This window comes from Lysobacter daejeonensis GH1-9, from assembly GCF_000768355.1.
GTDB classification, from domain to species: domain Bacteria; phylum Pseudomonadota; class Gammaproteobacteria; order Xanthomonadales; family Xanthomonadaceae; genus Aerolutibacter; species Aerolutibacter daejeonensis.
Genome location: NZ_AVPU01000006.1, coordinates 1 through 21,599, shown reverse-complemented (window position 1 = coordinate 21,599; position 21,599 = coordinate 1). Strand labels below are relative to the sequence as shown.

Sequence of the window (21,599 nt, the reverse complement as noted above, 5' to 3'; positions counted from 1 at the left end):
GAATTGGCAGATGAACGAAGCTGAATTGAGCAAGCCCGAGCGCAGCGGGCGCCTGAGTGCCGATGACTGGGCACAGGCCGCGCTGGACATGATCGCCGAGCAGGGCGTGGCCGCGGTCGCCGTCGAGCCATTGGCCCGTCGCCTGGGCGTCACCAAGGGCAGCTTCTATTGGCACTTCCCCTCGCGCGACGCACTGCTGGTCGCCGCGCTGGAACGGTGGGAAAAGCTCGAGCTCGAAACCGTGTGGGGCCAGCTCGAGGCCGTACCCGATCCACGACAGCGCCTGCGTGCCCTGTTCGAGATGGTCGCGCATGAATTCAAATCGCACGTCATCTATTCCGAGTTGCTCAAGGCGCTGGACCACCCGGCCGTGCAGCCGGTGATCGGTCGTGTTTCCGAGCGCCGCATGGATTACCTGACCGCATCCTTCCGCCAGGCCGGCCTGGGGCGCACAGATGCCCAGCACCGCGCCCGCCTCGCGTATTCGGCATACGTCGGTTTCCTGCAGCTCAACCTGCAACTGCACCAGACCCGCATGCAACACGATGAGTTCGAGGCTTATGTCGAGCACATGATGGCCACGCTCATCCCATCCGTCTGAATTTTTCCCGTTTGTTCCGCCCGCAAGGGCTGGAGGAGTTTTTCGTGAACGCAGCAACCCAGGCACTTTCCCCCTCCACCGCCACCGAAGGAGGGGCCGGTAGCCGTCTGCCGGCATTGAACGACTGGGTTGCCCAGGTCGCGGCGCTCACCCGGCCGTCCGCCATCCAGTGGTGCAATGGCAGCGACGCGGAAAATGAAGCGCTCATCGCCCGCATGCTGGCCGATGGCACGCTGGAAAAACTCAACGAGCAGACCCATCCGGGCAGCTACCTGCATCGTTCGCACCCCGATGACGTGGCGCGCGTGGAGCACCTGACCTTCGTCTGCACCACGCACCACGAGGACGCCGGCCCCAACAACCACTGGATGGCCCCGGAAGAAGGCCACGCCGAGATGGATGCGCTGTTCGATGGCTGCATGCAGGGCCGCACGATGTACGTGATCCCGTACTGCATGGGCCCGATCGACTCGCCGCTGTCGCGTTGCGGCGTGGAGATCACCGACAGCCCCTACGTGGTGGCCAACATGCGCATCATGACCCGCATGGGCGCGCCAGCGCTGGCCCGCATCGAGCGTGAGGGTTCGTTCGTGAAGGGCCTGCACTCCATTGGCGAGCTGGACCCCAATCGCCGCTTCATCATGCACTTCCCCGAAGAGCTGATGATCAAGTCGTACGGTTCGGGCTACGGTGGTAACGCGCTGCTGGGCAAGAAGTGCCACGCGCTGCGTATCGCCTCGCACCAGGCGCGCAGCGAGGGCTGGCTGGCCGAACACATGCTGATCCTTGGCATCGAGAATCCGCAGGGTGAGACGCACTACGTCGCCGCCGCGTTCCCGTCCGCATGCGGCAAGACCAATCTGGCGATGCTGATTCCGCCTGAGGGGTACCGCAACGCCGGCTGGAAGGTCTGGACCATCGGTGACGACATCTGCTGGATGCGCCCCGGCGCCGACGGCCGCCTGTACGCCATCAACCCGGAGGCCGGCTTCTTCGGCGTGGCGCCGGGCACCTCGGCCAAGTCCAACGCCAACGCGCTGGCCAGCATCCAGAAGAACACCATCTTCACCAATGTCGGCGTCACCGCCGACAACCAGCCGTGGTGGGAGGGCCTGGACAACGGCCAGACCCCGGTCACCGACTGGCGCGGCAACGCCTATGACGCCACCAAGGGCCCGGCCGCGCACCCGAACTCACGCTTCACTGTGAGCGCCAAGCAGTGCCCGTCGTACTCGCCCAAGGCTGAAGACGCACAGGGCGTGCCGATCAGCGCCATCGTGTTCGGCGGCCGTCGGGCCTCGCTGGTGCCGCTGGTGTTCGAGGCGCGCGACTGGACCCACGGTGTGCTGGTCGGCGCGGCGATGGGCTCGGAGACCACTGCCGCCGCCACCGGCGCGGTGGGCGTGATGCGCCGCGATCCGATGGCGATGAAGCCATTCTGCGGCTACAACTTTGCCGACTACTTCAGCCACTGGCTGTCGTTCGACACCGACGGCGCCAAGCTGCCCAAGATCTTCCACGTCAACTGGTTCCGCAAGGGCGACGACGGCAAGTTCCTGTGGCCGGGTTTCGGCGACAACCTGCGGGTGCTGGAGTGGATGATCCAGCGCGTCAAGGGCGAAGCCGCCGCGGTCGAAACGCCGATTGGTGCACTGCCGGCCGAGGGTGCGCTCAACCTGGAGGGCATTGCCCTGGGCGACGAAGCCAAGGCCAAGCTGTTTGGCTATGACCGCGCCGGTTGGCAGGCGGAGTTCAGCAGCATTGGCGAGTACCTGGACGAGTACGGTCCGCGCATGCCGCAGGCGCTGAAGGATGAGCAGCAGCGTATTGCCGGGATGCTGGCGGGCTGATGCATGCAGCGTGCTGACGTTCCTTTTTCACCGTTGGTGCCAACGCGCGAGCTGCTGGTCGATGGCTTGTGTTTGAAGGTGTTTGACGGTCATCTGGAGAGCGTCAGCGCGCATTTTGAAGCGCTGTCCAAGGCCGCGTTCACCCGAACGGAAGTAGCCCGACCGGAAACGGTTGGGTACAAGCACTGGGTGACCGAGGTGAGGCTGGACGCGCTGGTGCGCCAGCCGATCTACGAACTCAGCCACAGGGCCGCACAATCGTTTGCCCAGCCGGGTGAAACGTTCCGGCCCTATCGGGCCTACACCAACGTTGCCAGCTACGGCGACATGCTGTTCACCCACACCGATTGCCTGCCGGGCATGGGCGACCTAACCGCCCTCTGGTATATCTGCGATGAGTGGGACATCGAGTGGGGCGGCGAAACGGTGTTCTACGACCAGCAGGGTGAGTTGGCGGCCGCGGTGCGGCCGCGCCCGGGGCGCCTGGCCGTGTTTGATGGGGCGATCCTGCATGCGGGGCGTCCTCCCAACCGGATCTGCTACAAGCCCCGCTACACCTTCGCGATCAAGTTCGAGCGCGTTGCCCAATGACGGGTGCGGGCCCGGTATCCCCCGGCATCGAATGGTCCGATCCGTCCTGGTACCCCGCGGACCTCGACATCCGCGGTGATCGGCTGGCCATGTTGCACATCGATCGGCGCGTCGTTGAGGAGTCCACGTTCATGGACACCCGGATCGCAGCGGACCTTCGGCAATCCATCGCCGTGGACGCGGCAGCCGTGCCGGGTGGCCCTGCCGGCATCCCGCCCGTCGCCTGGCTGTTTCATACGTCGTTCTGCTGTTCGACCCTGCTGGCCAAGGCCTTGCACGACCATCCCCAAACGGTCGTCTATCGTGAGCCGCTGGTGTTGCGCCGGTTGGCCGATGCCCGCCATGAGGGGCGCGCGCTCGGGCATTGGCCGGTGACCTGCACCAACCTCCTGGCCAGGCCGTGGACGCCCGGCGGGCGGGTCATCATCAAGCCCACGCACGCGTCGCTGAACATCGCGCAGGCACTGATGAACGCGACCCCCGATTCTCGGGCACTCGTGCTGACGTCATCGCTCCAGGACTTCTTGGTTTCCAACATCAAGAAAACGGCCGAGACTCAGGCGCGCATTCCGGCACTGGTCGAAATGGCGCTGACTGCGGGCGAATTCCATCGCCGGCTGCCCCCGCAGGCCCTGTCTCCACCGTCCCTGATCGCGGCGGCCGGGCTGCAGTGGGCAGCGCAGCGCGAACTGCTGCTGGACATCGCCGAGCAGAGTGGGTCCAACCGGGTCGCGGTCCTGGATGCCGAGTGGCTCCTGGCGGACATCGACGACGCGGTGAATCGCGCGCAAGCATGGTGGGGTTTGGTCGCCGATCCAAAGCGGCGGGGGGCACGGCTGGCCGAAGTGGCGCATCGCCATGCCAAACTGGGTACGCGCGAATACGGGCCGCAGGCACGCGCACATGAGGTCGCGCTGGTCAGTCGACTGCACGCGCCGACTTTGCAGGCAGCCAACGATTGGTTGCAGCAGCACGTGCTTCCGGCGATGAGGCAGGAGGCCGTTGTCCTCCCTGCAGGGCAATGGTCATTGACGAGATTGTTTGATGAGCAGTGAACAGGCACACCGACATTGGCTATCGGCGGAGGCGGCCAAGGATCGGGGCGACTGGGCAGGGGCTTCGCTGGGATACCGGCGGGCCCTGCGCGCCATGCCGCACCATACGCCGTCACTGCTGGGATTGTCGTTTGCCCTGGGAAAGGAGGGGCGCCATCGCGAGGCGCGCGACGCAACGTTGCGGGCGTGGCAGACCCAGCCCGCGCATCCCGCGCTGCGTTTCGCCTTGGCGCAACGGCTGCGGTACTTCAATGAATTCGAGCGACTGGTCGAATGCTTGTCGGCGCCGACCTTTGCTGCGCAGGCCCCGGCGGGTGCGGTGGCTAAAGCTGCGGTGATGCTCAGCTCAATCGGTGCCCATGCGGAAGCCAAGCGCTTGCTGGACGCGGCACTGGTGAGGGCTCCCAACGATGCGGCCTGCCTTCACGTGCGCGGCAACCTGCACTTGTTCGATGGCGAGCTCGACGACGCGGAGGCCTGCTACGCCCGATCGTTGGCGTTGGACCCCACCGTGGTGCAGAACGCCTGGATGCGCGCCAGTGTCCGCACGCAGACACCGGAGAGGAACCACGTGGAGGACCTGCGCGAACGCCTCGCACGGGTGCCTGCGGGCAGCGCGGGTGAACCGTATCTGGCGTACGCCCTGCACAAGGAGTTGCACGACCTGGGCGAGTACGAGGCCGCTTGGGAGGCGCTGGAGCGTGGTTGCCGAAGCAAGCGCAGGCAATTGAAGTACGCGGTCGACGACGACGAACGCCAAGCCGACGCGCTCATCGCCCAGTCCACGACGGCTTTTCTGCAGCAGCGCAGCGCCAAGCCCCAGCCGGCCGTGCCCATTTTCATCGTGGGTATGCATCGGTCGGGGACGACCCTCCTGGAGCGCATCCTGTCCGGGCATCCGGACATCGCCGATGCTGGTGAAACCTATGCCTTCGACGCGCAGATGCAACTGGCGACGGACCACGCCACACCAGGGCGCATCGACTCGGAAATGATCCGACGTGCAGCCGATGCGGATTTCGATGCGGTCGCGGACGGGTACGCCGAGGCCGCGCGATGGCTTTCGCGTGGCAAGCCCTATTTCACCGAGAAGCTGCCCATCAATTTCTGGCACGTGGGCTATATCGCCAAGGCCTTGCCACAGGCGAGGATCCTGCATTTGGTGCGGGACCCGATGGACACCTGTTTTTCCAACCTGCGCACGCTATTCGCGGGCGTGGCGCCGTATTCGTACGACCTCGCCGAGCTAGGACGATTCCATCGTGTGTACAGCCGGGTCGTCGCCCATTGGCGCGAAATGCTACCGGGCGTGTTCATGGACGTTTACTACGACGAACTGGTCCGAGACACGGAGGCTGTCGCGCGTCGCGTGGCCGACCATTGCGGTCTGCAATTCGTGCCAGAGATGGTGGACGTACAGCGCTCGAGTGGCACCGTGGCCACGGCGAGCGCGACTCTGGCGCGCCAGGGGATCCGCCGGGACCGCGCACAGGCGCGCGTCCCGTACGAACACCATCTTGGCCCCCTGCGGGAAGCGCTAGCGCTGGATTAGCCTTGCGCGGAAGACGCCTAGGGCCCGTTTGTTCCAAACCAGCAATTGAACGCAATCGTGATTCGTTCGTCGCGGCCATAGAAAGGCAACACTTCGTGCTGCAGCCACGACGGGAATAGGACCAGCTGCCCCGCCTTGAACTGGACGCTCCAGGTCCCGTGATGGAACGGGGCCCGCAGGCGCGCGTTTCCTGGGTCCAGGAAGACGTTGCTGTAGAAGTGCGGATTGTGAAACCGCAGCACGCCGGATTCCGGGTGGTCTTCGGGTGTTTCGCCGGGCGCAACACAATACACGCCTGACCATGACGCCATCGGGTGGGTGTGGGCGATGGTGAATCCCCCGTGGCGCGTCACGTGATACCACGTGTGGGAAAAGATCTGCATGCTCCGCATTTGCTCAGCGGTGTAGCCATTGAGTTCCTGGATCGTTCTGGCCAATGCCGTCCATGCAAACTCCCTGAGCTCCTGGATACACCGATCGGGCCATGAGAAAAGGTTGAAGTCGCTCTCGAAGACCCCCGGCTGCTGACGCAGCGATGGGTTGGGATTCGCGTACTTGGCCCCCTCCGTCTCGCGGGCCAGGAGCAGGGATTTCAAGCTTGCGTTCAATGCATCCGGAGCAGGGTGGAAATCCTGCGCAAAAGGCACGGCAAATACCGGTTTGATCTCAAAGGACATGCGGCTGTCTCTAGGCGGCGGGTTGCTCAAAAAACTACGGCCCCTTGCGGGGCCGTAGTCAATGCACCGTCATGCGACCAGATTAGAACTTCTGGTTGTACTGCAGGTACACGAAGCGACCCGGGACTTCATACTGCGGGTCGAAGCTGTTGGCGAACGTGGTGAACGAAACCGGCGGATCCTTGTCGCCGATGTTGTTCACGCCCAGGGTGATGCGGGCGTTCCACGGAGCCTTCCAGTAGGCGGTCACGTCGTGATAGGTCACGCCGCCGATGTGGTTCATCGAGCCCGCGGCGAGCTTGTTCGGGTCATCCGTGGTCGACGCCGTGAACACCGGATCCGAGCACAACTGGCCGAAGCCGTAATCGTTGTAGCCGAACGGGCACTCTTCTTCCTGACGCGAGTAGTAACGGGCCGACCAGGTGGCGCCGAAATCACCCTTCTCCCAACGGGTCATCAGGTTGGAGCGGATGCGCCAGTTGTTGTTGCGGTCGAAGTACTCGCCCACGACGCTGCCGCCGTCATCTTCGTCGATGTCGCCGTCGCCGTCGTTGTCCTGGGAGTATTCCGCCATGTAGGTGGTATCCCAGGTGAAGCTCAGCTTGCCCCACGACTGCTCCGGCAGGCGGTAGTTAACCGTCATGTCGTAGCCTTCAACGCGGGCAGCGCCGAGGTTCAGGCCGGACGCCAGCAGGTCGGTGATCTGACCGCTGGAGTCACGGGTGTACAACGAGCAGGCCTGCGCATTGCCGTTCTCGATGCAGTCGTCGACGATGAACTGACCCGAGAAGGTCGTGATAATGTCGGTCAGCTCGATCTTCCACCAATCCAGCGACACGTCGAAGCCTTCCAGGTAGCTCGGGCTGTAGACGAAGCCGAAGGTCGAGGTCTCGGACTTCTCCGGCATCAGGTTCGGGTTGCCGCCGACGCTGATGCGGATCTGGCCGTTGCCCTGATCATAGCCACCCACCGGCACGCCCTCGGCGTGGCAGCGGGCCTTCTGCTCGGCCGTCAGGCCGTTGTAGCCACCACCGAAGGTGGTCGAGCAGGGATCGGCGATCGGCGGGTAGGAGTCGGACACGCCCTGGTACAGCTCGTTGATCGACGGAGCGCGGAAGCCCTCGGACCAGTTACCACGGACCAGCAGGTCCTCGAACGGACGCCACTTGAAGCCGAACTTGGCATTGGTGGTGTCGCCGAAGTTGCTGTAGTCGGAGTAACGGCCAGCGACGCTGAACTCCAGTTCCTTGGCGCCCGGCAGGTCACGAAGCAGCGGGATCGCGAACTCGAGGTAGGCTTCCTCGACGCTGTACGCACCAGCGGTGGCGGTACGCGCGTTGCCGGTGGTGTTGCCCGAGTTGATCAGGGCGTCCGGCGAGTCATAGCCGTTCTCGGTGCGGCGCTCAACGCCCGCAGCGAAGCCCAGCATGCCGCCCGGCAGCTCGACGATCTCGCCGCTGATGTTGGCGAAGTACTGCTTCATCTTGTAGCCGAACTCGTCGTGCGCGGTGAACGAGTTGAAGGCGATCATTTCCGGAGTGATCGTGCCCACGCCACCCAGCAGGTTCATCGGCACGCAGCCATCGATGACGGTGCTGGCATCGCCGGCGACGGTCACGCACTGCGGCTTGCCATCGATCAGCATCGACGGGCCGAGCGACTGGCGCAGGGCCAGCAGGTTGAACAGGCCGTAGGTCGTGTCGTTCTGGTCGTTGCGACCATAGACCATGCCCGCGTCCCACGAGAAGAAGCGGTCGGCGAACTCGAACGAACCTTCCAGGCCGCCAGAGAAGCCGAAGGTGTCGACGTTCTGGTTGAACGAACGACCGCCGGTCTCGACGGCACGGCGCTGGATGCGGGTGACGTCAACCTGGTTGCCGTCGGCATCCGTGAAGTTGTTGTAGTAGTTGTCCTTGTCGATCTTGATCGTCCCGGCCTGGCCACCGGCGATGGTGCCCAGCACGATCGGCATGGCTGCCAGCAGCTGCTCGGAGCGACGGTTGTTGTACGAAGCCTGGATGAACGCCGAGGTGTTGTCGGTGATGTTCAGGGTCGCACGGCCGAAGACCGACTTGCGCTCCTGCGGGGTCAGCAGGTAGTTGTCCGGCGCAAAGTTGTAGATATCGGCAGGAATGGCGAACAGGCGGTACGGATCGGTCGCGCTGTTGCGGGTGTAGGTGCCCGGCTGGCAGTTCGTGGTGTCGATGCGCTGGTTGCCTGCGGCGACCATGGCCTTCAGTTCGTTGCCATCGGCATCGAACTGCGGGGTGGTGGTCAGGGCGCCCGTGGTGGGGTTGACCCACAGCAGCTGGCCAGTGTTGTTCTGACGCTGGCACGCGGTGTCGCCGAAACCGAAGCGGCCGTTCGGCGTGGTGCTGCTGCCGAACGCGTTGCCGGTCTTGTAGGTCGGAACGGCGGAAATCTCGCGGTCGCCGGCCATGACCGGCTCTTCCTTGACGTAGGCGGCGCCGAACATCGCGCTGAAGCGCTCGTCGGAGGTGCCGATGGTCAGGTCGTAAGACTGCTTGGTGCCGTCGCCCTTGTCGAACTGACCGAAGTAGGCGTTGGCTTCGGCACCCTGGTAGTCGTTACGCAGGATGACGTTGACCACGCCCGAGATGGCGTCCGATCCGTAGATGACCGAGGCGCCGTCCTTCAGGACTTCGATGCGCTCGACCGCGGCGGTCGGGATGGTGTTCAGGTCGACCGCGCCACCGAGACCGGTGCCGCCGACCCAACGACGGCCGTTGACCAGCACCAGGGTGCGGTTCGAGCCGAGGTTACGCAGGCTGACGCGGGTTTCGCCGTTGCCGCCGTTGTTGAAGGTGCTGTTGAGGGTCGAGCCGTTGGCCGTGATGTTCTGGATCACGTCACCGACCGAGGTCAGGCCCTGGGCCTGGATGTCGGCGCGGTCGAGGGTGAAGATCGGCTGCGAGGTCTCGACTTCGGCGCGCTTGATGCGCGAGCCGGTCACTTCGATGCGATCCAGCGTGGTGGCTTCTTCCTGCTGGGCTTCCTGCGCGAATGCCACGCCGGTGCCCGCAGTGCCGACAACGAGCGCGAAGGAAATCGCGTCGCGCAGCTTGTTGGTCTTAAAGGTCATCTCTCTCTCCAAGTAAAGGCTTGGTAATTCCCATGGGAACCTCACCAGTGGCGTCAAGAAAGACACCAAATCCGGCAAGGCCTTCCGGATAGTAGACCCCTTGAAGCGAAAATTAAAGTGTCGTTAACAAAGCAAAAGGCCACCCGGTTGGGTGGCCTTTTTTTCCTGTCAATTCAGGGGGTTGTTTTGTTAAATCGGGCGAATGCGCTGTCGAAGGGGGGACGCAATTTTCTGAATAGGCGGATTCAGAGGTCCTGTTCGTACCGCACGTACGGCACCGTGCCCTCGTTGTCGTCCTGGTCGCGGGGGGCGAACGGATTCCGTCCGCGCGTCACCACGTTTTCGGCACCCACGGTCAGCTGGCCACTCCACGGTGTGCGCCAGGTCAGGCCAACGCCCAGGCCTTCCCATTGGCCAGGCTGGCTGGGAGTCTCAACCACTCGGCCAATGATGTTCGCGCTGAACGCGCCCTTCGCGGCACCAATGCTCAGCGAACGGGTGGTCCACTGGTCTGCGAGTTGCGTGCTGGCCTCGCCGGCCGGAATCAGGGTGGCACGTGCCCAGGTGCCACCAATCGAGACGGTGGCTTCCGAGCCAATGTGCTTCTGGCCGTAAACGGTCAGGGTGTTCTGTTCGAACTTGCTCTGCCGCCCGCTGGGGCTGAGCCAGGCGGGCAGGGTGTCGCGACCGGTGCCCAACGCCACGCCGATGCGCCCGGCAGCGCGGTTGAGGCTGGCGCCAACGGCGCCTTGGCGGCTGCCGCGCCCGCCCCCCTCCTGGTCCAGTGCGGCGAGCATGCAGTGGTTGGCAAGGTTGCCGATGGCACCGACCAGGCCGGTCTTGCGGTCGCAGACGAGGCCGAGCGTATCGCCGGAATCCAGGCCGAAGGCGGCATCCAGCGAGGACTGGCCGACGCGCCAGCGGGCACCGGCGACCGGTGTCGTCGTGGGCTCCAGCAGCAGATAGGCCTCGACCTTGCCACTGACATTGTTCAGTACGGGGAGGACGGTCGCCTTGTCACCCTGCGCGGGCGTCCGCGCCTTGGACTGCGCGTGCGCACCGGCGGCCGCGCCAAGGGCGAGCATCAGGGTGAGCGAAAGTTGCAGCAGGCGCGGATACATGGCGTACGTATCGACCGGTGCCGATCGACGAAGTTCCCCTTTGTCTTGCCCAAGACTCTAGCGAATTTATACTTCCTTAACAATCACTTGGTCACAAAACGGGCATCCGGCCCGCGACCGGCCGTCATTGGGCGCGCTCGGGGGCCTCGAAGCTGGCCTTGGCCGCCTCCAGCAACTGCTCGATCTGCTCGGAACTGAACCGGTACTCCTCCCCACAGAACTCGCAACGCACCTTGGCCTCGTCATCGGCCACGGCGGCCCGGGCCTCGTCGGCGCCCAGTGAGACCAGCATGGATTCGACCCGTTCGCGCGAGCAGGAGCAGGCGAAGCGCAGGGCGCGCGACCCCAGCAGACGCACGTCCCCTTCGTGGAACAGCCGGGTGAGCAGGGTGGCGGTGTCGGTGGCCAGCAGCTCGGCCGGGCCGAGGGTGTCGAAGAGGGCGCCCACGTGGTTCCAGCCGTCCGCATCGCCGCTGTCGCCGGGAAGCTTCTGCAGCATCAGGCCCGCGGCGCGCGTGTCATCCACCGCAAGCAGCAGGCGGGTGGGCAGCTGCTCGGACTGGCGGAAGTAGCCTTCGAAGGCGCCGGCCAGCGTGTCCGAATCCAGTGCCACCAGCCCTTGGTAGCGGACGGGCTCGCGGTTGCCAAGGGCCGGATTCTCGATGGTGATGGCCAGGAGGGCGTCATCGCCGAGTTCGCGCAGGTCGCGGGAAACCGGGCCATCGCCGGACAACTGGGCGATGCCGCGCAGGGTGCCCGCGGCCGTGCATTCGGCGAACAATGTGCGGAGCACGGCGCTGCTGCGCAGTTGCACCGACAGGCGCCCCTCGACCTTGGCGTGGCCGGTGAACAACGCCGAGGCGGCGACGGCCTCGCCCAGCAGTTCCACCACCGAGGCGGGCGGGGTCACGCCGTCATGCGGGGTGCCGGTGGCGCGGCGGCGGATCTGTTGCCAGGTGTCGTCCAGGTGCACCAGCACGCCGCGAACGCCAGCGTCTTCGAGAAGGAACCGGGTGAGCTGGTCGCGGTCATCGGGGATGGTGGTGGGGGTGGCGTCGGTCATGGCAACGGAACTCATGCGGGAGGGCGCGCTTCGCGGATAATGCCGTCTGGCGCGGGGGCATCGCGCGTACATGGGGGCGGGACCTTGGTTGCGCAAGACGGTGAGATGGCGGTGACAGGCTCGGCGACGCGGCCCAGGCGCCTGCGCTGGCGGCGATGGTTGATGGCGTTGCCCTTGCTGTTCCTGCTGGCGACGGTGCTGCAGGTGCTGGTGCTCCGCTTCGTCGATCCGCCGCTCAGTGCGTTCATGGTGGCCCGGCAGATGGAGGCCTGGGGCGAAAGGGATTGGCGTTTCCGCATCGCTTACGACTGGCGTGACCTGGATGAGGTCTCCCGTCAGTTGCCGGTGGCGTTGGTGGCGGCGGAAGACCAGAACTTCTCCGAGCATTTCGGTTTCGACCTGAAGGCCATCGCAAAGGCGCGCAAGAGCAATGCCCGCGGGCGCAAGGTGCGCGGCGGCAGCACCATCAGCCAGCAGACGGCCAAGAACCTGTTTCTCTGGCAGGGCAGCAGCCGGCCTTCGCGCTGGGTGCGCAAGGGCATCGAGGCCTGGTACACGCTGCTGATTGAGGCGCTGTGGCCCAAGCGGCGGATCATGGAGGTCTACGTCAACATCGTCGAGTTCGGCGATGGCGTATACGGCGCGCAGGCGGCGGCACGCAGTTACTTCCACAAGGATGCGGCGCGCCTGGGGCCGGCGGAGGCGGCGCGCATGGCCGCGGTGCTGCCCAGCCCACGGCGTTACAGCATCGTGCGGCCGGGACCGTATGTGCAGCGGCGCAGCCGGGCGATCCAGCGGCAGATGCGTTATATCGGCGGCACGGAGTACCTGCAGCAGTTGGACTGATTCGATGAAACGGGGCGAGTGACCTTTGCCGTGAGGTGCACGGGCGTCCCCCGGTAGGCCTTTGCAGGGCAGACGGTTACCATCCCCGCATGACCCGGGATCACCTGACCATCGTCGTCGCGGCCTACAACGAGGCCGAAAGCCTGCCATTGCTTCAGCCGCGGGTGCAGGCCGTGATGGATGCGCTGGAGGCGCCGGGCAATCTGATCTGTCGCGTGCTGTACGTGGATGACGGCAGCCGCGATGCAACGTGGACGGTGATGCAGCAACTGGCTGCCGCCGATGGCCGGGTGGCGCTACTGCGTCTGTCGCGCAACTTCGGCAAGGAACTCGCGCTGACTGCCGGGCTGGACCGGGTTGAGCGCGGCGCGGCGCTGATCCTGGATGCGGACGGGCAGGACCCGCCGGAACTGATTCCGGAATTCGTGGCCAAATGGCGCGAAGGCTATGACGACGTGCACGGCACGCGCCTGGAGCGGGACGGCGAAGGCTGGCTGAAGCGCGGCACCGCGCACCTGTTCTATCGCGTGATCGGACAGCTATCGCACACGCCGATTCCGCCCGACACCGGTGACTTCCGCCTGTTGTCGCAGCGGTCGCTGGCGGCACTGCGGCAGTTGCGCGAGCGCCACCGCTTCATGAAGGGCTTGTTCGGTTGGGTGGGCTACAGCCGTGTCGCGTTGCCGTACCACCGCGAGGCGCGCAACGCCGGCAGCAGCAAGTTCAATTTCTGGCGGCTGTGGAACCTGGCGCTGGAAGGCATCACCAGTTTCACCACCGCGCCGCTGCGGCTGGCCACCTATCTGGGGCTGCTGACCGCGCTGCTGGCATTCGTCTATGGCCTGTGGATCGTGGGCAAGGCGTTGCTATGGGGTGATCCGGTTGCCGGCTGGCCGACGATGATGGCGGTCATCCTGTTCCTGGGCGGGGTGCAGCTGATCGCGCTGGGCGTGATCGGCGAATACCTCGGGCGCCTGTATGACGAGTCCAAGCAGCGGCCTCTGTACCTCGTCGACAGCTGGCGGCCGGAGACAGGAGTATCCTCGGAACCAAGCCCTGTCGGAGAAACCGGTCATGCGCACCGTTCGGCACCTGCTGGAAGCGAAGTCGGCTGACATCTATTCGATTGGTCCTGACGCCCCCGTGATTAATGCGGTGCGCTTGATGGCCGAGCGCAGTATCGGTGCCTTGCTGGTGATGGAAGGCCCGCGCTTGGTGGGCATCGTGTCCGAGCGCGATTACGCGCGCAAAGTCGTGCTGCAGGGGCGCGCTTCGGCCGACACGCCGGTATCGGCGATCATGACGGCGGAGCTGGTGACGGTGCGACCGGAGGACACCGTCGACCGTTGCATGACCATCGTCACCGAGCGGCGCATCCGTCATTTGCCGGTGCTGCGCGGCCAGGAACTGGTGGGGCTGGTCTCGATCGGTGACCTGGTCAAGGCCGTGATCGAGGACCAGCAGGTCGAGCTGGACCAATTGCAGCGCTACATCACGTCCTGACGCGGGCTATCTGATCATTCCGGCCGGCAGGCGAAGCTGCCCACGCCGGCATGGCCCAGCTCGGCGCCCCTGGTGCCGATGCTGAATGACAAGGTGTCGTTAGCGAACTGTGGCGGCGCACTGTCGGCCACGCGAGGCAGCTCTGTGGTGCCGTCCGCCGTGGTGACGGTTGCGGACGTTTCGCCATGCACGGCGACGGTGTGGTCGCCGTTGCACGTGTAGCGCATGGTCACGTCGGCGCCCACGGTCGATGCCTGGGATTCAGGCGCGGCGGCCGGCGTTGGGCTGTTGGCCGTGGCGGGGGCCTCCGGGCGATCGGCGGAGCAGGCGGCCAGGGCCATGGCGAGCAGGGTGGGGGCGATGAGCAGGGGCGTGCGGTGCATGATGGCTCCGGACGGGGGAAGGTGTCCCCACCTTTCCGTTCCCGTGGTCAAGCACCGGTGAAGGTGTTGTGCGGCGTTCAGCCGTGCGGCAGCACCTGGGCCGTGACCGCCACGAAATGGCACACGCTGCCGGCGATGACGAACATGTGCCAGATCGCGTGTGAATAGCGCAGATTGGGCCGGTGGTAGAACACCGTGCCCAGGGTGTAGGCGAGGCCGCCGGCAAGCAGCCAGCCGAGGGTCCAGCCATCCAGGGCCGTCAGCAACGGCTTGATCGCCACGATGATCAGCCAGCCCATCGCGATGTAGATCGCGGTGGACAGCAGCTTGAAACGGCCGGTGTAGAACAGTTTGAAGATCACGCCGGCGACAGCCAGCCCCCAGATGGCCGTGAACAGGCCCCAGCCCCACGGACCGCGCAGGCCGATCAGGGTGAACGGGGTATAGGTGCCGGCGATGAGCAGGTAGATCGCGCAGTGGTCGAAGACCTTGAGCCGGCCCTTGGCCACCGGATGCTGGATCGCGTGGTACAGGGTGGAGGCCGTATAGAGCAGCAGCAGCGCGACGCCGAATACGATGGCGCTGGCCAACTGCCAGCCGTCGCCGCGCAGCGCGGCCAAGGTGATCAGGATGCCGCCGCCGGCGAGCGAGGCCGCGGCGCCAACGCCATGGGTCCAGGCGTTGGCCAACTCCTCACGCAGGTAGCGCTGGCGGGCCAACAATTCATCAATGGCCGACACGTGTGTCGGCGAGGTGGGATGGGCGTGGCTGGACGGCATGGGGGCAGCGTTCCTGAAAGCGTTGGAGCCGTGGCTCCAATCGCGACGCCTACGGCGCCGACGTGGGGGTCAGGGCAGCATACCGCCGAAGGCGCCCGTCGCGTGGGCCGGGCGCCCCTTCCTTGGTCGAAGTCAGTCGATGCCGACCGCGTGCGCGTGCTCGCGCGTGGCCATGAAGGTCACCGCGGGCGCACGCTCCTGCGCCAGTTGAAGGTTTACGCGGGTCGGCGCCAGGTAGACCAGCTGGCCGGCGGCATCGACGGCGAGGTTGAGTGCGTTCTTGTCGCGGAACTCCTCCAGCTTCTTGGCGTCGTCGCAGCGGATCCAGCGCGCCGTCGCCACCTGCACCTGCTCGAAGCTGGCGTCCACGCCGTATTCGTCCTTCAGCCGGTAGGCCACCACGTCGAACTGCAGCACGCCGACCGCGCCCAGGATCAGGTCGTTGCTCATGATCGGCTTGAAGAACTGGGTCGCGCCTTCCTCGCTGAGCTGGGCCAGGCCCTTCTGCAACTGCTTGAGCTTGAGCGGGTCGCGCAGGCGTGCGCGGCGGAACAGTTCCGGGGCGAAGTTGGGGATGCCGGTGAAGGCGATGTTCTCGCCCTCGGTGAAGGTGTCGCCGATGGATATGGTGCCGTGGTTGTGGATGCCGATCACGTCACCCGGGAACGCGCTCTCGGCGATCTCGCGGTCGCTGGCCATGAAGGTCAGCGCGTTGGCCAGCTTCACTTCCTTGCCGCTGCGCGGGTGGAAGGCCTTCATGCCGGCGCTGAACTTGCCCGAGCAGATGCGCATGAACGCCACGCGGTCGCGGTGCTGCGGGTCCATGTTGGCCTGGATCTTGAAGACGAAGCCGGTGAGCTTGTCCTCGGTGGGCTGCACGTCGCGGGTGGTGGTGGCGCGCGGCTTGGGCGCCGGCGCATGCTCGACGAAGAAGTCGAGCAACAGCTGCACGCCGAAGTTGTTCACCGCCGAGCCGAAGAACACAGGGGTCTGCTCGCCGCGCAGGTAGGCGGCCATGTCGAACGGATGCGAGGCGCCTTCGACCAGTTCCAGCTGCTCCCGCAGTTCGGCCATGGCCGGCGCGCCGATCGCCGCCTCCACGCGTGGGTCGTCGACGGACGGGAAGATGGTCGAGTCCTGGCGGGTGAAATTGCGGCCCTGCTCGTACAGGTGCACTTCGCCGGTGACCAGGTGCACCACGCCCTTCAGGCGCTGGCCCATGCCGATCGGCCAGGTGATGGGCGCGCACTGGATCTTCAGCACGCTTTCCACTTCATCCAGCAGCTCGATCGGGTCCTTGCCCTCGCGGTCGAGCTTGTTGATGAAGGTCATGATCGGCGTGTCGCGCAGGCGGCACACCTCCATCAGCTTGATGGTGCGCTCCTCGACGCCCTTGGCCACGTCGATGACCATCAGCGCGCTGTCCACCGCGGTGAGCACGCGGTAGGTGTCCTCGCCGAAGTCGGCGTGGCCGGGGGTGTCGAGCAGGTTGACGATGCGGCCCTCGTACGGGAACTGCATCACCGACGACGTCACCGAGATGCCACGCTCCTTTTCCAGCGCCATCCAGTCCGATGTGGCGTGGCGCGCGGCCTTGCGGCCCTTGACCGAGCCGGCCATCTGGATCGCACCGCCGAACAGCAGCAGCTTTTCGGTCAGGGTGGTCTTGCCGGCGTCGGGGTGCGAGATGATCGCGAAGGTGCGACGACGCAGGGCTTCGAGGGAAACTTCGGACATGGCGAAGGCGCGCCGCGGCGCACCGGGGAAACGGGGAAGATGGCCATTATACCGGCATGGGGCCCGGGTCCCGGGCGCCGGTTGGTAGTGGCGCCGGGGAGGGGGCGGCGACCGTCAGCGGCTTCCGCTGGCGATGCGCAGCGGCCCGTTCGGCCCGGTCATGCGGAACGGGATGGACTCCAGCCGCATGCCGCGGTTGACCTGGATGGCGAAGTGCAGGTGCGGCCCGGTGGTGAAGCCGGTGTTGCCGGACAGGCCGATCTGTTGACCCGCAGCCACGCGCTGGCCCACGCGGACCAGTACGCCTTCGCTCTTGAGGTGCGCATACAGGCTCATGGCGCCGTCGTCGTGCAGGATGCGCACGAAGTTGGCGCGGCCGCCGTACTTCTCCTGGTTCAGCCCGGCCTTTTCGAAGTCCGACTCCACCTGCATCACGGTGCCGGCGCGCGCGGCCAGCACCGGGGTTCCCACGGCAGCGGCGAAATCGACGGCAAACCGGTTCTGCGAATCGCCGTGGCTGAAGCTGCCGCCAAAGCCCTGGTCGATGCGGAACTGGCTCTGGCGTAGCGGAAGCAGGTACTCGACGTTCAGCGGGCGCGCCGCGGGGTCGCCGGGCACGCTCTCCATGGCCAGCTCGAAATCGCCGCCGCGGCTGGGGTCGGCGACGCTCAGCGTGCTGACCAGGGCACTGCCGCGCGCCGGCACCACCTTGCGCGCGGGCAGGTACGGATTGCCGGCGACGTTGTTGGCGCGGTTGAAGTCGAGCGCCACTTCGATCGGGCCGCCCAGCGAGTTGTCGGCCCACGCTAGGTAGCGTTCGCCCGAGCGCTCGACGCGCAAGCGGGCGATCGCGGACGGCTCGGCCTGCACCGGGATCACGGTGATGCGCGAGGGCGCCCCGGCGGCGGTGGCGCCTTGGGGCGCGCGGTCGCCGTAGTGGGTGACACCATTGCGGTCGGTCCACTTGTAGACCTTGGCCGCGTGCGCGAGGCAGGTGGCGCCGACGAGCACCACGCCCAGAGCCAGCAGCAATGGACGGCGCAGGCGGCTCATGGTCAGTGGGTGCAGTCGGCGGACAGGTTGAACACGCGGGCGACTTCCTGCAGGTCGAAGGCGGTGATTGCCTTGTCATCATGCACCGCAAACAGGGCGCCTGCCGGGAACGCTGCGGTGGTCGCCGCGTGCAATGCGATGCCGTCGGTGTAGGCGGTCACGTCGCCGCGGAAGCTGCCCACCGGCTTGAGTGTGTTGCGGTCGAACAGGTGGAAGATGGCGCGCGGTGCCAGCTGGTCCACGGCGATCCAGTAGCCATCCCCATCCTGGCACTGCCACAGCGCGATGCCCTCGGCCTCGGCGCCGAAGCTGGCTTCCGGCAGCTGGCGACCCGTGTACTGGCCGTCGAAGGTGTACTCGCGCAGCGTCGACATGTGGCGACGGTCTTCGTCGGCGACCAGCAGGCGTCGGGTGGCCGCGTCGCCCGCGATCGACTCGACCATGCGCAATGCGGTATCCGGGTGGGTGTCGCCAAACGAGCCGGCGTAGCGCGCCCGGACCGGGCCATTGTCGGGCACGGTGACGCGGAAGCGGCGCACGCGCTGGTCCAGCTCCTCGAAGGGCGGCACCACGTCGAACTGCTCGCCGTACATGAAGCTGTCGGTGATGTAGACGTCCAGTTCGCCCGGCGCGACGTCGTCCACCCACAGCCCGTAGGGGCTGCGCAGCTGGTCGGCGCCAAACACGCCCGCAGGGACGAAGTCGGGCAGGGTGAAGGCCTGCACGCGGTGGTTGTCGCGCTCCACGACGAACAACAGGTCGCCGTGGACGGCCACGCCGTTGGGGCGACGGAACAGGCCCGCTGTCTTGCCCGGGCCGCCCACGGTGCGCAGCAGTGCACCGGTGTCGGCGTCCAGTACCAGCAGGCGGTGCGAGGTCTTGGCGCTGGCAATCAGCCAGGTGCGGCCGTCCTCGGCGGGCCAGGTGGTTACCGAGTCCAGTTCCTCTCCCGAGGTCTCGGGGGACACGAAGGTCTCCGGAATCACTCGTGCTTCCGGCGTGGCGACGTGCCGCGCCTGATCGCTGGTGGCGGAGGAGTTGCGGACCGGGGTGGTCGAACAGGCGGTGAGGGTGGCTGCCAGCAGGGCAACCAGGGCAATACGTGGGTGCATGGCGCGAGTGTAGCGGCGCGCTGGCCGCATGGGTGGCCCGGCGTCACGTCCTTATGACAAATCGCTCTATGCGGATAAAGCGATTGACATACGAAAATGCGGTCGGCAGAATGGCGCCATCCATCGAGACCGGCTGAGGGACAGGCCCTTTGAAGCCGGGGCAACCCACCACTGTGCGAGCAGTGCGAAGGTGCCAAATCCTGCGGTGACCCCGTGTCGCCGGAAGATGGTTGCGTCCAGTCCCTGCGATTCTTCGCCGGTGGCCGGCAGCACTGTCAGCACTCGATGGCCCTGTTTCCCTGGATGCCACGATGAGCCTGACGACCGCCGCCACGACCGCCGCCCGCTCCGACAGCGCGCTCGCGTTCCCCCACCCCCCGATTGACTTTCCGGCCGTGCGCGGCGAGCTGCGCGTGCGTCTGGCGATGCGGCACGCCGGCCAGCGCGAGGTGGCGGTGCGCTATGAGCTGCTGGGCGAGGCCGGATTGCCGGTGGTGTTCGTGGCCGGTGGCATCTCCGCGCATCGCCATGTCGCGGCTAGCGCGGCGTTTCCCGAGGCGGGCTGGTGGCAGGAGCAGGTCGGCACCGGTCGCGCCATCGACCCGGCCCAGCAGCGCGTGCTGTCCTTCGACTGGATCGGTGCCGCCGGCGATCTCGACGTGGTCATCGACCCGGCCGACCAGGCCGACGCCATCGCCGCGCTGCTGGATGCGTTGAAGCTGGAGCGTCTGGACGCATTCGTCGGGGCGTCCTACGGGGCGATGGTGGGACTGCAGTTTGCCGAGCGTCATGGCCGGCGGCTTGGCCAATTGGTGGCGATCAGTGGCGTGCACCGCGCGCACCCGTTCTCCAGCGCGTGGCGCGCCCTGCAGCGCCAGGCGGTGGCGCTGGGCGCGCTGCAGTGCGATGAGGCGCATGGCCTCGCACTGGCTCGGCAACTGGCCGTGCTCAGCTACCGCAGCCCGGAAGAGTTTGATGCGCGGTTCGAAGCGCCGCAGGTGGTGGACGGCCGCGTACGCGTCGGCGCAGAGACCTACCTCGCGCATTGCGGACACAAGTATGTCGAGCGCACGCCCCCGACGGCGTTCCTGCGCTTGTCGGAATCCATTGACCTGCAAGCCGTCGACCCGCGCCGCATCGCCCTGCCGGTGACGCTGGTGGCCGTGGCGGAAGATCGCCTGGTGCCGCTGCAGGATGCCTATGCCCTTGCCGAGCACCTGCGTGGCGAGACCCGTCTTTGCGTGCTGCGTTCGGTGTACGGCCACGACGCATTCCTGAAGGAGGAAGGCGAGATCGCGCGCATCCTCCGCACCACGCTGGCCGAACAACTGGAGCAAGCAGCATGAGCAACCGCAACGTGTGTACCTCGGCCGTGCGCGCCGGCATCGACCGTGACGTGGCCTTCGGCGCGGTGACGCCGCCGATCGTGCTGTCGTCCAACTTCAGCTTCGCCGGCTTCAACGAGAAGCGCACCTACGATTACACCCGCAGCGGCAATCCGACGCGCGACCTGCTCGGCGAGGCCTTGGCCGAACTGGAAGGCGGCGCGGGCGGCGTGATCACGTCCACCGGCATGGCCGCCATCACCTTGGTGCTGCACGCGTGCCTGAAGCCGGGCGACAAGCTGGTCGTGCCGCACGACGCGTACGGTGGCAGCTGGCGCCTGTTCAACGCGCTGGCGCAGAAGGGCCTGTTCGAACTGCTGACCGTGGACCTGACCAATGCGCGCGCGCTTAGCGATGCGTTGGCCACGGGCCCGGCAGTGGTGTGGATCGAGACGCCGTCCAACCCGCTGCTGCGCGTCACCGACCTGCGCTTCGTGATCGAGGCCGCGCACGCGGCCGGCGCGATCGCAGTGGTGGACAACACCTTCCTCTCGCCTGCGCTGCAGCGTCCCATCGAGTTCGGCGCGGACCTGGTGGTGCACTCCACCACCAAGTACATCAACGGCCACAGTGACGTGGTGGGCGGTGCGGTGGTCGCGCGCGAGGCCGCGCTGCACCAGCAACTGGTGTGGTGGGCCAATGCCCTGGGCATCACCGGCTCGCCGTTCGACAGCTTCCTCACCCTGCGCGGCCTGCGCACGCTGGACGCGCGCCTGCGCGTGCACCAGGAGAACACCCAGGCGCTGGTAGCGCTGCTCGACGCCCACCCCGCCGTGCGCACCGTGCACTACCCGGGCCTGGCCTCGCATCCGGGCCACGCGCTGGCGGCGCGCCAACAGCACGGCTTCGGCGCCATGCTGAGCGTGGAGATCGAAGGCGGCGAGCCAGCGGTGCGCGCCTTCATCGACGGATTGCAGTGCTTCACGCTGGCCGAATCGCTGGGCGGCGTGGAGAGCCTCATCGCGCACCCGGCCACCATGACCCACGCGGCGATGACGGCCGAAGCGCGCGCGGCCGCCGGCATCGGCGATGGCCTGCTGCGCCTGTCGGTGGGCATCGAGCATGCCGATGACCTGGTGGCCGACATCGCCGCGGCGCTCGACCGCGCGTTGGCCGTGGCCGACACCGCCAAACGCGTGTCGCGATGAGCGCCGTCGTCGCGGAGGTGGCGGCCGGCGTGCCGCAGGC

Annotated in this window: 19 protein-coding genes and 1 riboswitch; of the genes, 10 read left to right on the top strand and 9 right to left on the bottom strand. The window is 66.5% G+C overall.

The window, feature by feature from the left end:
• Positions 1-10: 10 nt before the first annotated feature.
• The 5 genes from N800_RS04985 (at position 11) to N800_RS04965 (ending at position 5,649) form a co-directional block, all read left to right on the top strand.
• Positions 11-601, top strand: coding sequence for a TetR/AcrR family transcriptional regulator (locus tag N800_RS04985; protein ID WP_036135503.1), 591 nt, complete (start codon positions 11-13; stop codon positions 599-601).
• Between the two features lie 44 nt (positions 602-645).
• A complete protein-coding gene (locus tag N800_RS04980) occupies positions 646-2,451 on the top strand; it encodes a phosphoenolpyruvate carboxykinase (GTP) (protein WP_052107956.1) in 1,806 nt (601 codons plus the stop codon).
• 3 nt (positions 2,452-2,454) lie between these two features.
• The gene (locus tag N800_RS04975) at positions 2,455-3,042 is read left to right on the top strand and encodes a 2OG-Fe(II) oxygenase (RefSeq protein WP_052107932.1); all 588 of its coding nucleotides are present in this window, start codon (positions 2,455-2,457) and stop codon (positions 3,040-3,042) included.
• A gap of 89 nt (positions 3,043-3,131) precedes the next feature.
• Entirely contained in the window at positions 3,132-4,097 is a 966-nt protein-coding gene (locus tag N800_RS04970) for a hypothetical protein (RefSeq protein WP_156962877.1), read from the top strand.
• Positions 4,087-5,649 (top strand): tetratricopeptide repeat-containing sulfotransferase family protein, encoded by a 1,563-nt coding sequence (locus N800_RS04965; RefSeq protein WP_052107931.1) that lies wholly within the window; start codon positions 4,087-4,089, stop codon positions 5,647-5,649. The genes N800_RS04970 and N800_RS04965 overlap by 11 nt, the downstream gene beginning before the upstream one ends.
• A 17-nt stretch (positions 5,650-5,666) precedes the next feature.
• Here the strand turns inward: N800_RS04965 and N800_RS15210 are convergent, their stop codons facing one another.
• The 4 genes from N800_RS15210 to hslO form a co-directional block, all read right to left on the bottom strand.
• On the bottom strand, positions 5,667-6,326 hold the full coding sequence (locus tag N800_RS15210; protein WP_052107930.1) for a TIGR02466 family protein: 660 nt from the start codon (positions 6,324-6,326) through the stop codon (positions 5,667-5,669).
• A gap of 82 nt (positions 6,327-6,408) precedes the next feature.
• Entirely contained in the window at positions 6,409-9,429 is a 3,021-nt protein-coding gene (locus tag N800_RS04955; RefSeq protein WP_036135499.1) for a TonB-dependent receptor plug domain-containing protein, read from the bottom strand.
• Between the two features lie 245 nt (positions 9,430-9,674).
• Positions 9,675-10,514: an XOO1806 family protein gene (locus N800_RS04950; protein WP_036135697.1), complete on the bottom strand. Its 840-nt coding sequence runs from the start codon at positions 10,512-10,514 to the stop codon at positions 9,675-9,677.
• 160 nt (positions 10,515-10,674) lie between these two features.
• Positions 10,675-11,613: an Hsp33 family molecular chaperone HslO gene (gene hslO, locus N800_RS04945; RefSeq protein ID WP_036135498.1), complete on the bottom strand. Its 939-nt coding sequence runs from the start codon at positions 11,611-11,613 to the stop codon at positions 10,675-10,677.
• A gap of 105 nt (positions 11,614-11,718) precedes the next feature.
• Here hslO and mtgA point away from each other — a divergent pair, with 105 nt between their 5' ends.
• The 3 genes from mtgA to N800_RS04930 all read left to right on the top strand — a co-directional run bounded on the left by mtgA (position 11,719) and on the right by N800_RS04930 (position 13,962).
• Positions 11,719-12,459 carry a monofunctional biosynthetic peptidoglycan transglycosylase gene (gene mtgA, locus N800_RS04940; RefSeq protein ID WP_036135497.1) on the top strand — a complete coding sequence of 247 codons (741 nt, stop codon included), beginning with the start codon at positions 11,719-11,721 and terminating at the stop codon, positions 12,457-12,459.
• A gap of 89 nt (positions 12,460-12,548) precedes the next feature.
• Positions 12,549-13,574, top strand: coding sequence for a glycosyltransferase family 2 protein (locus tag N800_RS04935; RefSeq protein ID WP_036135496.1), 1,026 nt, complete (start codon positions 12,549-12,551; stop codon positions 13,572-13,574).
• On the top strand, positions 13,534-13,962 hold the full coding sequence (locus N800_RS04930) for a CBS domain-containing protein (RefSeq protein WP_036135495.1): 429 nt from the start codon (positions 13,534-13,536) through the stop codon (positions 13,960-13,962). Before N800_RS04935 ends, N800_RS04930 begins: the two co-directional genes overlap by 41 nt.
• 14 nt (positions 13,963-13,976) lie before the next feature.
• Here N800_RS04930 and N800_RS04925 read toward each other — a convergent pair whose 3' ends face one another.
• The 5 genes from N800_RS04925 to N800_RS04905 all read right to left on the bottom strand — a co-directional run bounded on the left by N800_RS04925 (position 13,977) and on the right by N800_RS04905 (position 19,026).
• Positions 13,977-14,345 (bottom strand): hypothetical protein, encoded by a 369-nt coding sequence (locus N800_RS04925; protein ID WP_036135494.1) that lies wholly within the window; start codon positions 14,343-14,345, stop codon positions 13,977-13,979.
• Positions 14,346-14,422: 77 nt separating this feature from the next.
• The gene (trhA, locus tag N800_RS04920; RefSeq protein ID WP_084087220.1) at positions 14,423-15,124 is read right to left on the bottom strand and encodes a PAQR family membrane homeostasis protein TrhA; all 702 of its coding nucleotides are present in this window, start codon (positions 15,122-15,124) and stop codon (positions 14,423-14,425) included.
• A gap of 132 nt (positions 15,125-15,256) precedes the next feature.
• Entirely contained in the window at positions 15,257-16,861 is a 1,605-nt protein-coding gene (locus tag N800_RS04915; protein WP_036135493.1) for a peptide chain release factor 3, read from the bottom strand.
• A 114-nt stretch (positions 16,862-16,975) separates the two neighbouring features.
• A complete protein-coding gene (locus N800_RS04910) occupies positions 16,976-17,914 on the bottom strand; it encodes a peptidoglycan DD-metalloendopeptidase family protein (protein ID WP_084087218.1) in 939 nt (312 codons plus the stop codon).
• Positions 17,915-17,916: 2 nt separating this feature from the next.
• On the bottom strand, positions 17,917-19,026 hold the full coding sequence (locus N800_RS04905) for an NHL repeat-containing protein (protein ID WP_036135492.1): 1,110 nt from the start codon (positions 19,024-19,026) through the stop codon (positions 17,917-17,919).
• A 117-nt stretch (positions 19,027-19,143) separates the two neighbouring features.
• Positions 19,144-19,259, top strand: a riboswitch (SAM riboswitch).
• A 78-nt stretch (positions 19,260-19,337) separates the two neighbouring features.
• On the opposite strand from N800_RS04905, the gene metX reads away from it, so the two are divergent.
• Positions 19,338-20,372 (top strand): homoserine O-succinyltransferase MetX, encoded by a 1,035-nt coding sequence (metX, locus tag N800_RS04900; RefSeq protein WP_052107929.1) that lies wholly within the window; start codon positions 19,338-19,340, stop codon positions 20,370-20,372.
• Entirely contained in the window at positions 20,369-21,559 is a 1,191-nt protein-coding gene (locus N800_RS04895; protein WP_036135491.1) for an O-succinylhomoserine (thiol)-lyase, read from the top strand. Before metX ends, N800_RS04895 begins: the two co-directional genes overlap by 4 nt.
• Positions 21,560-21,599: the final 40 nt, after the last annotated feature.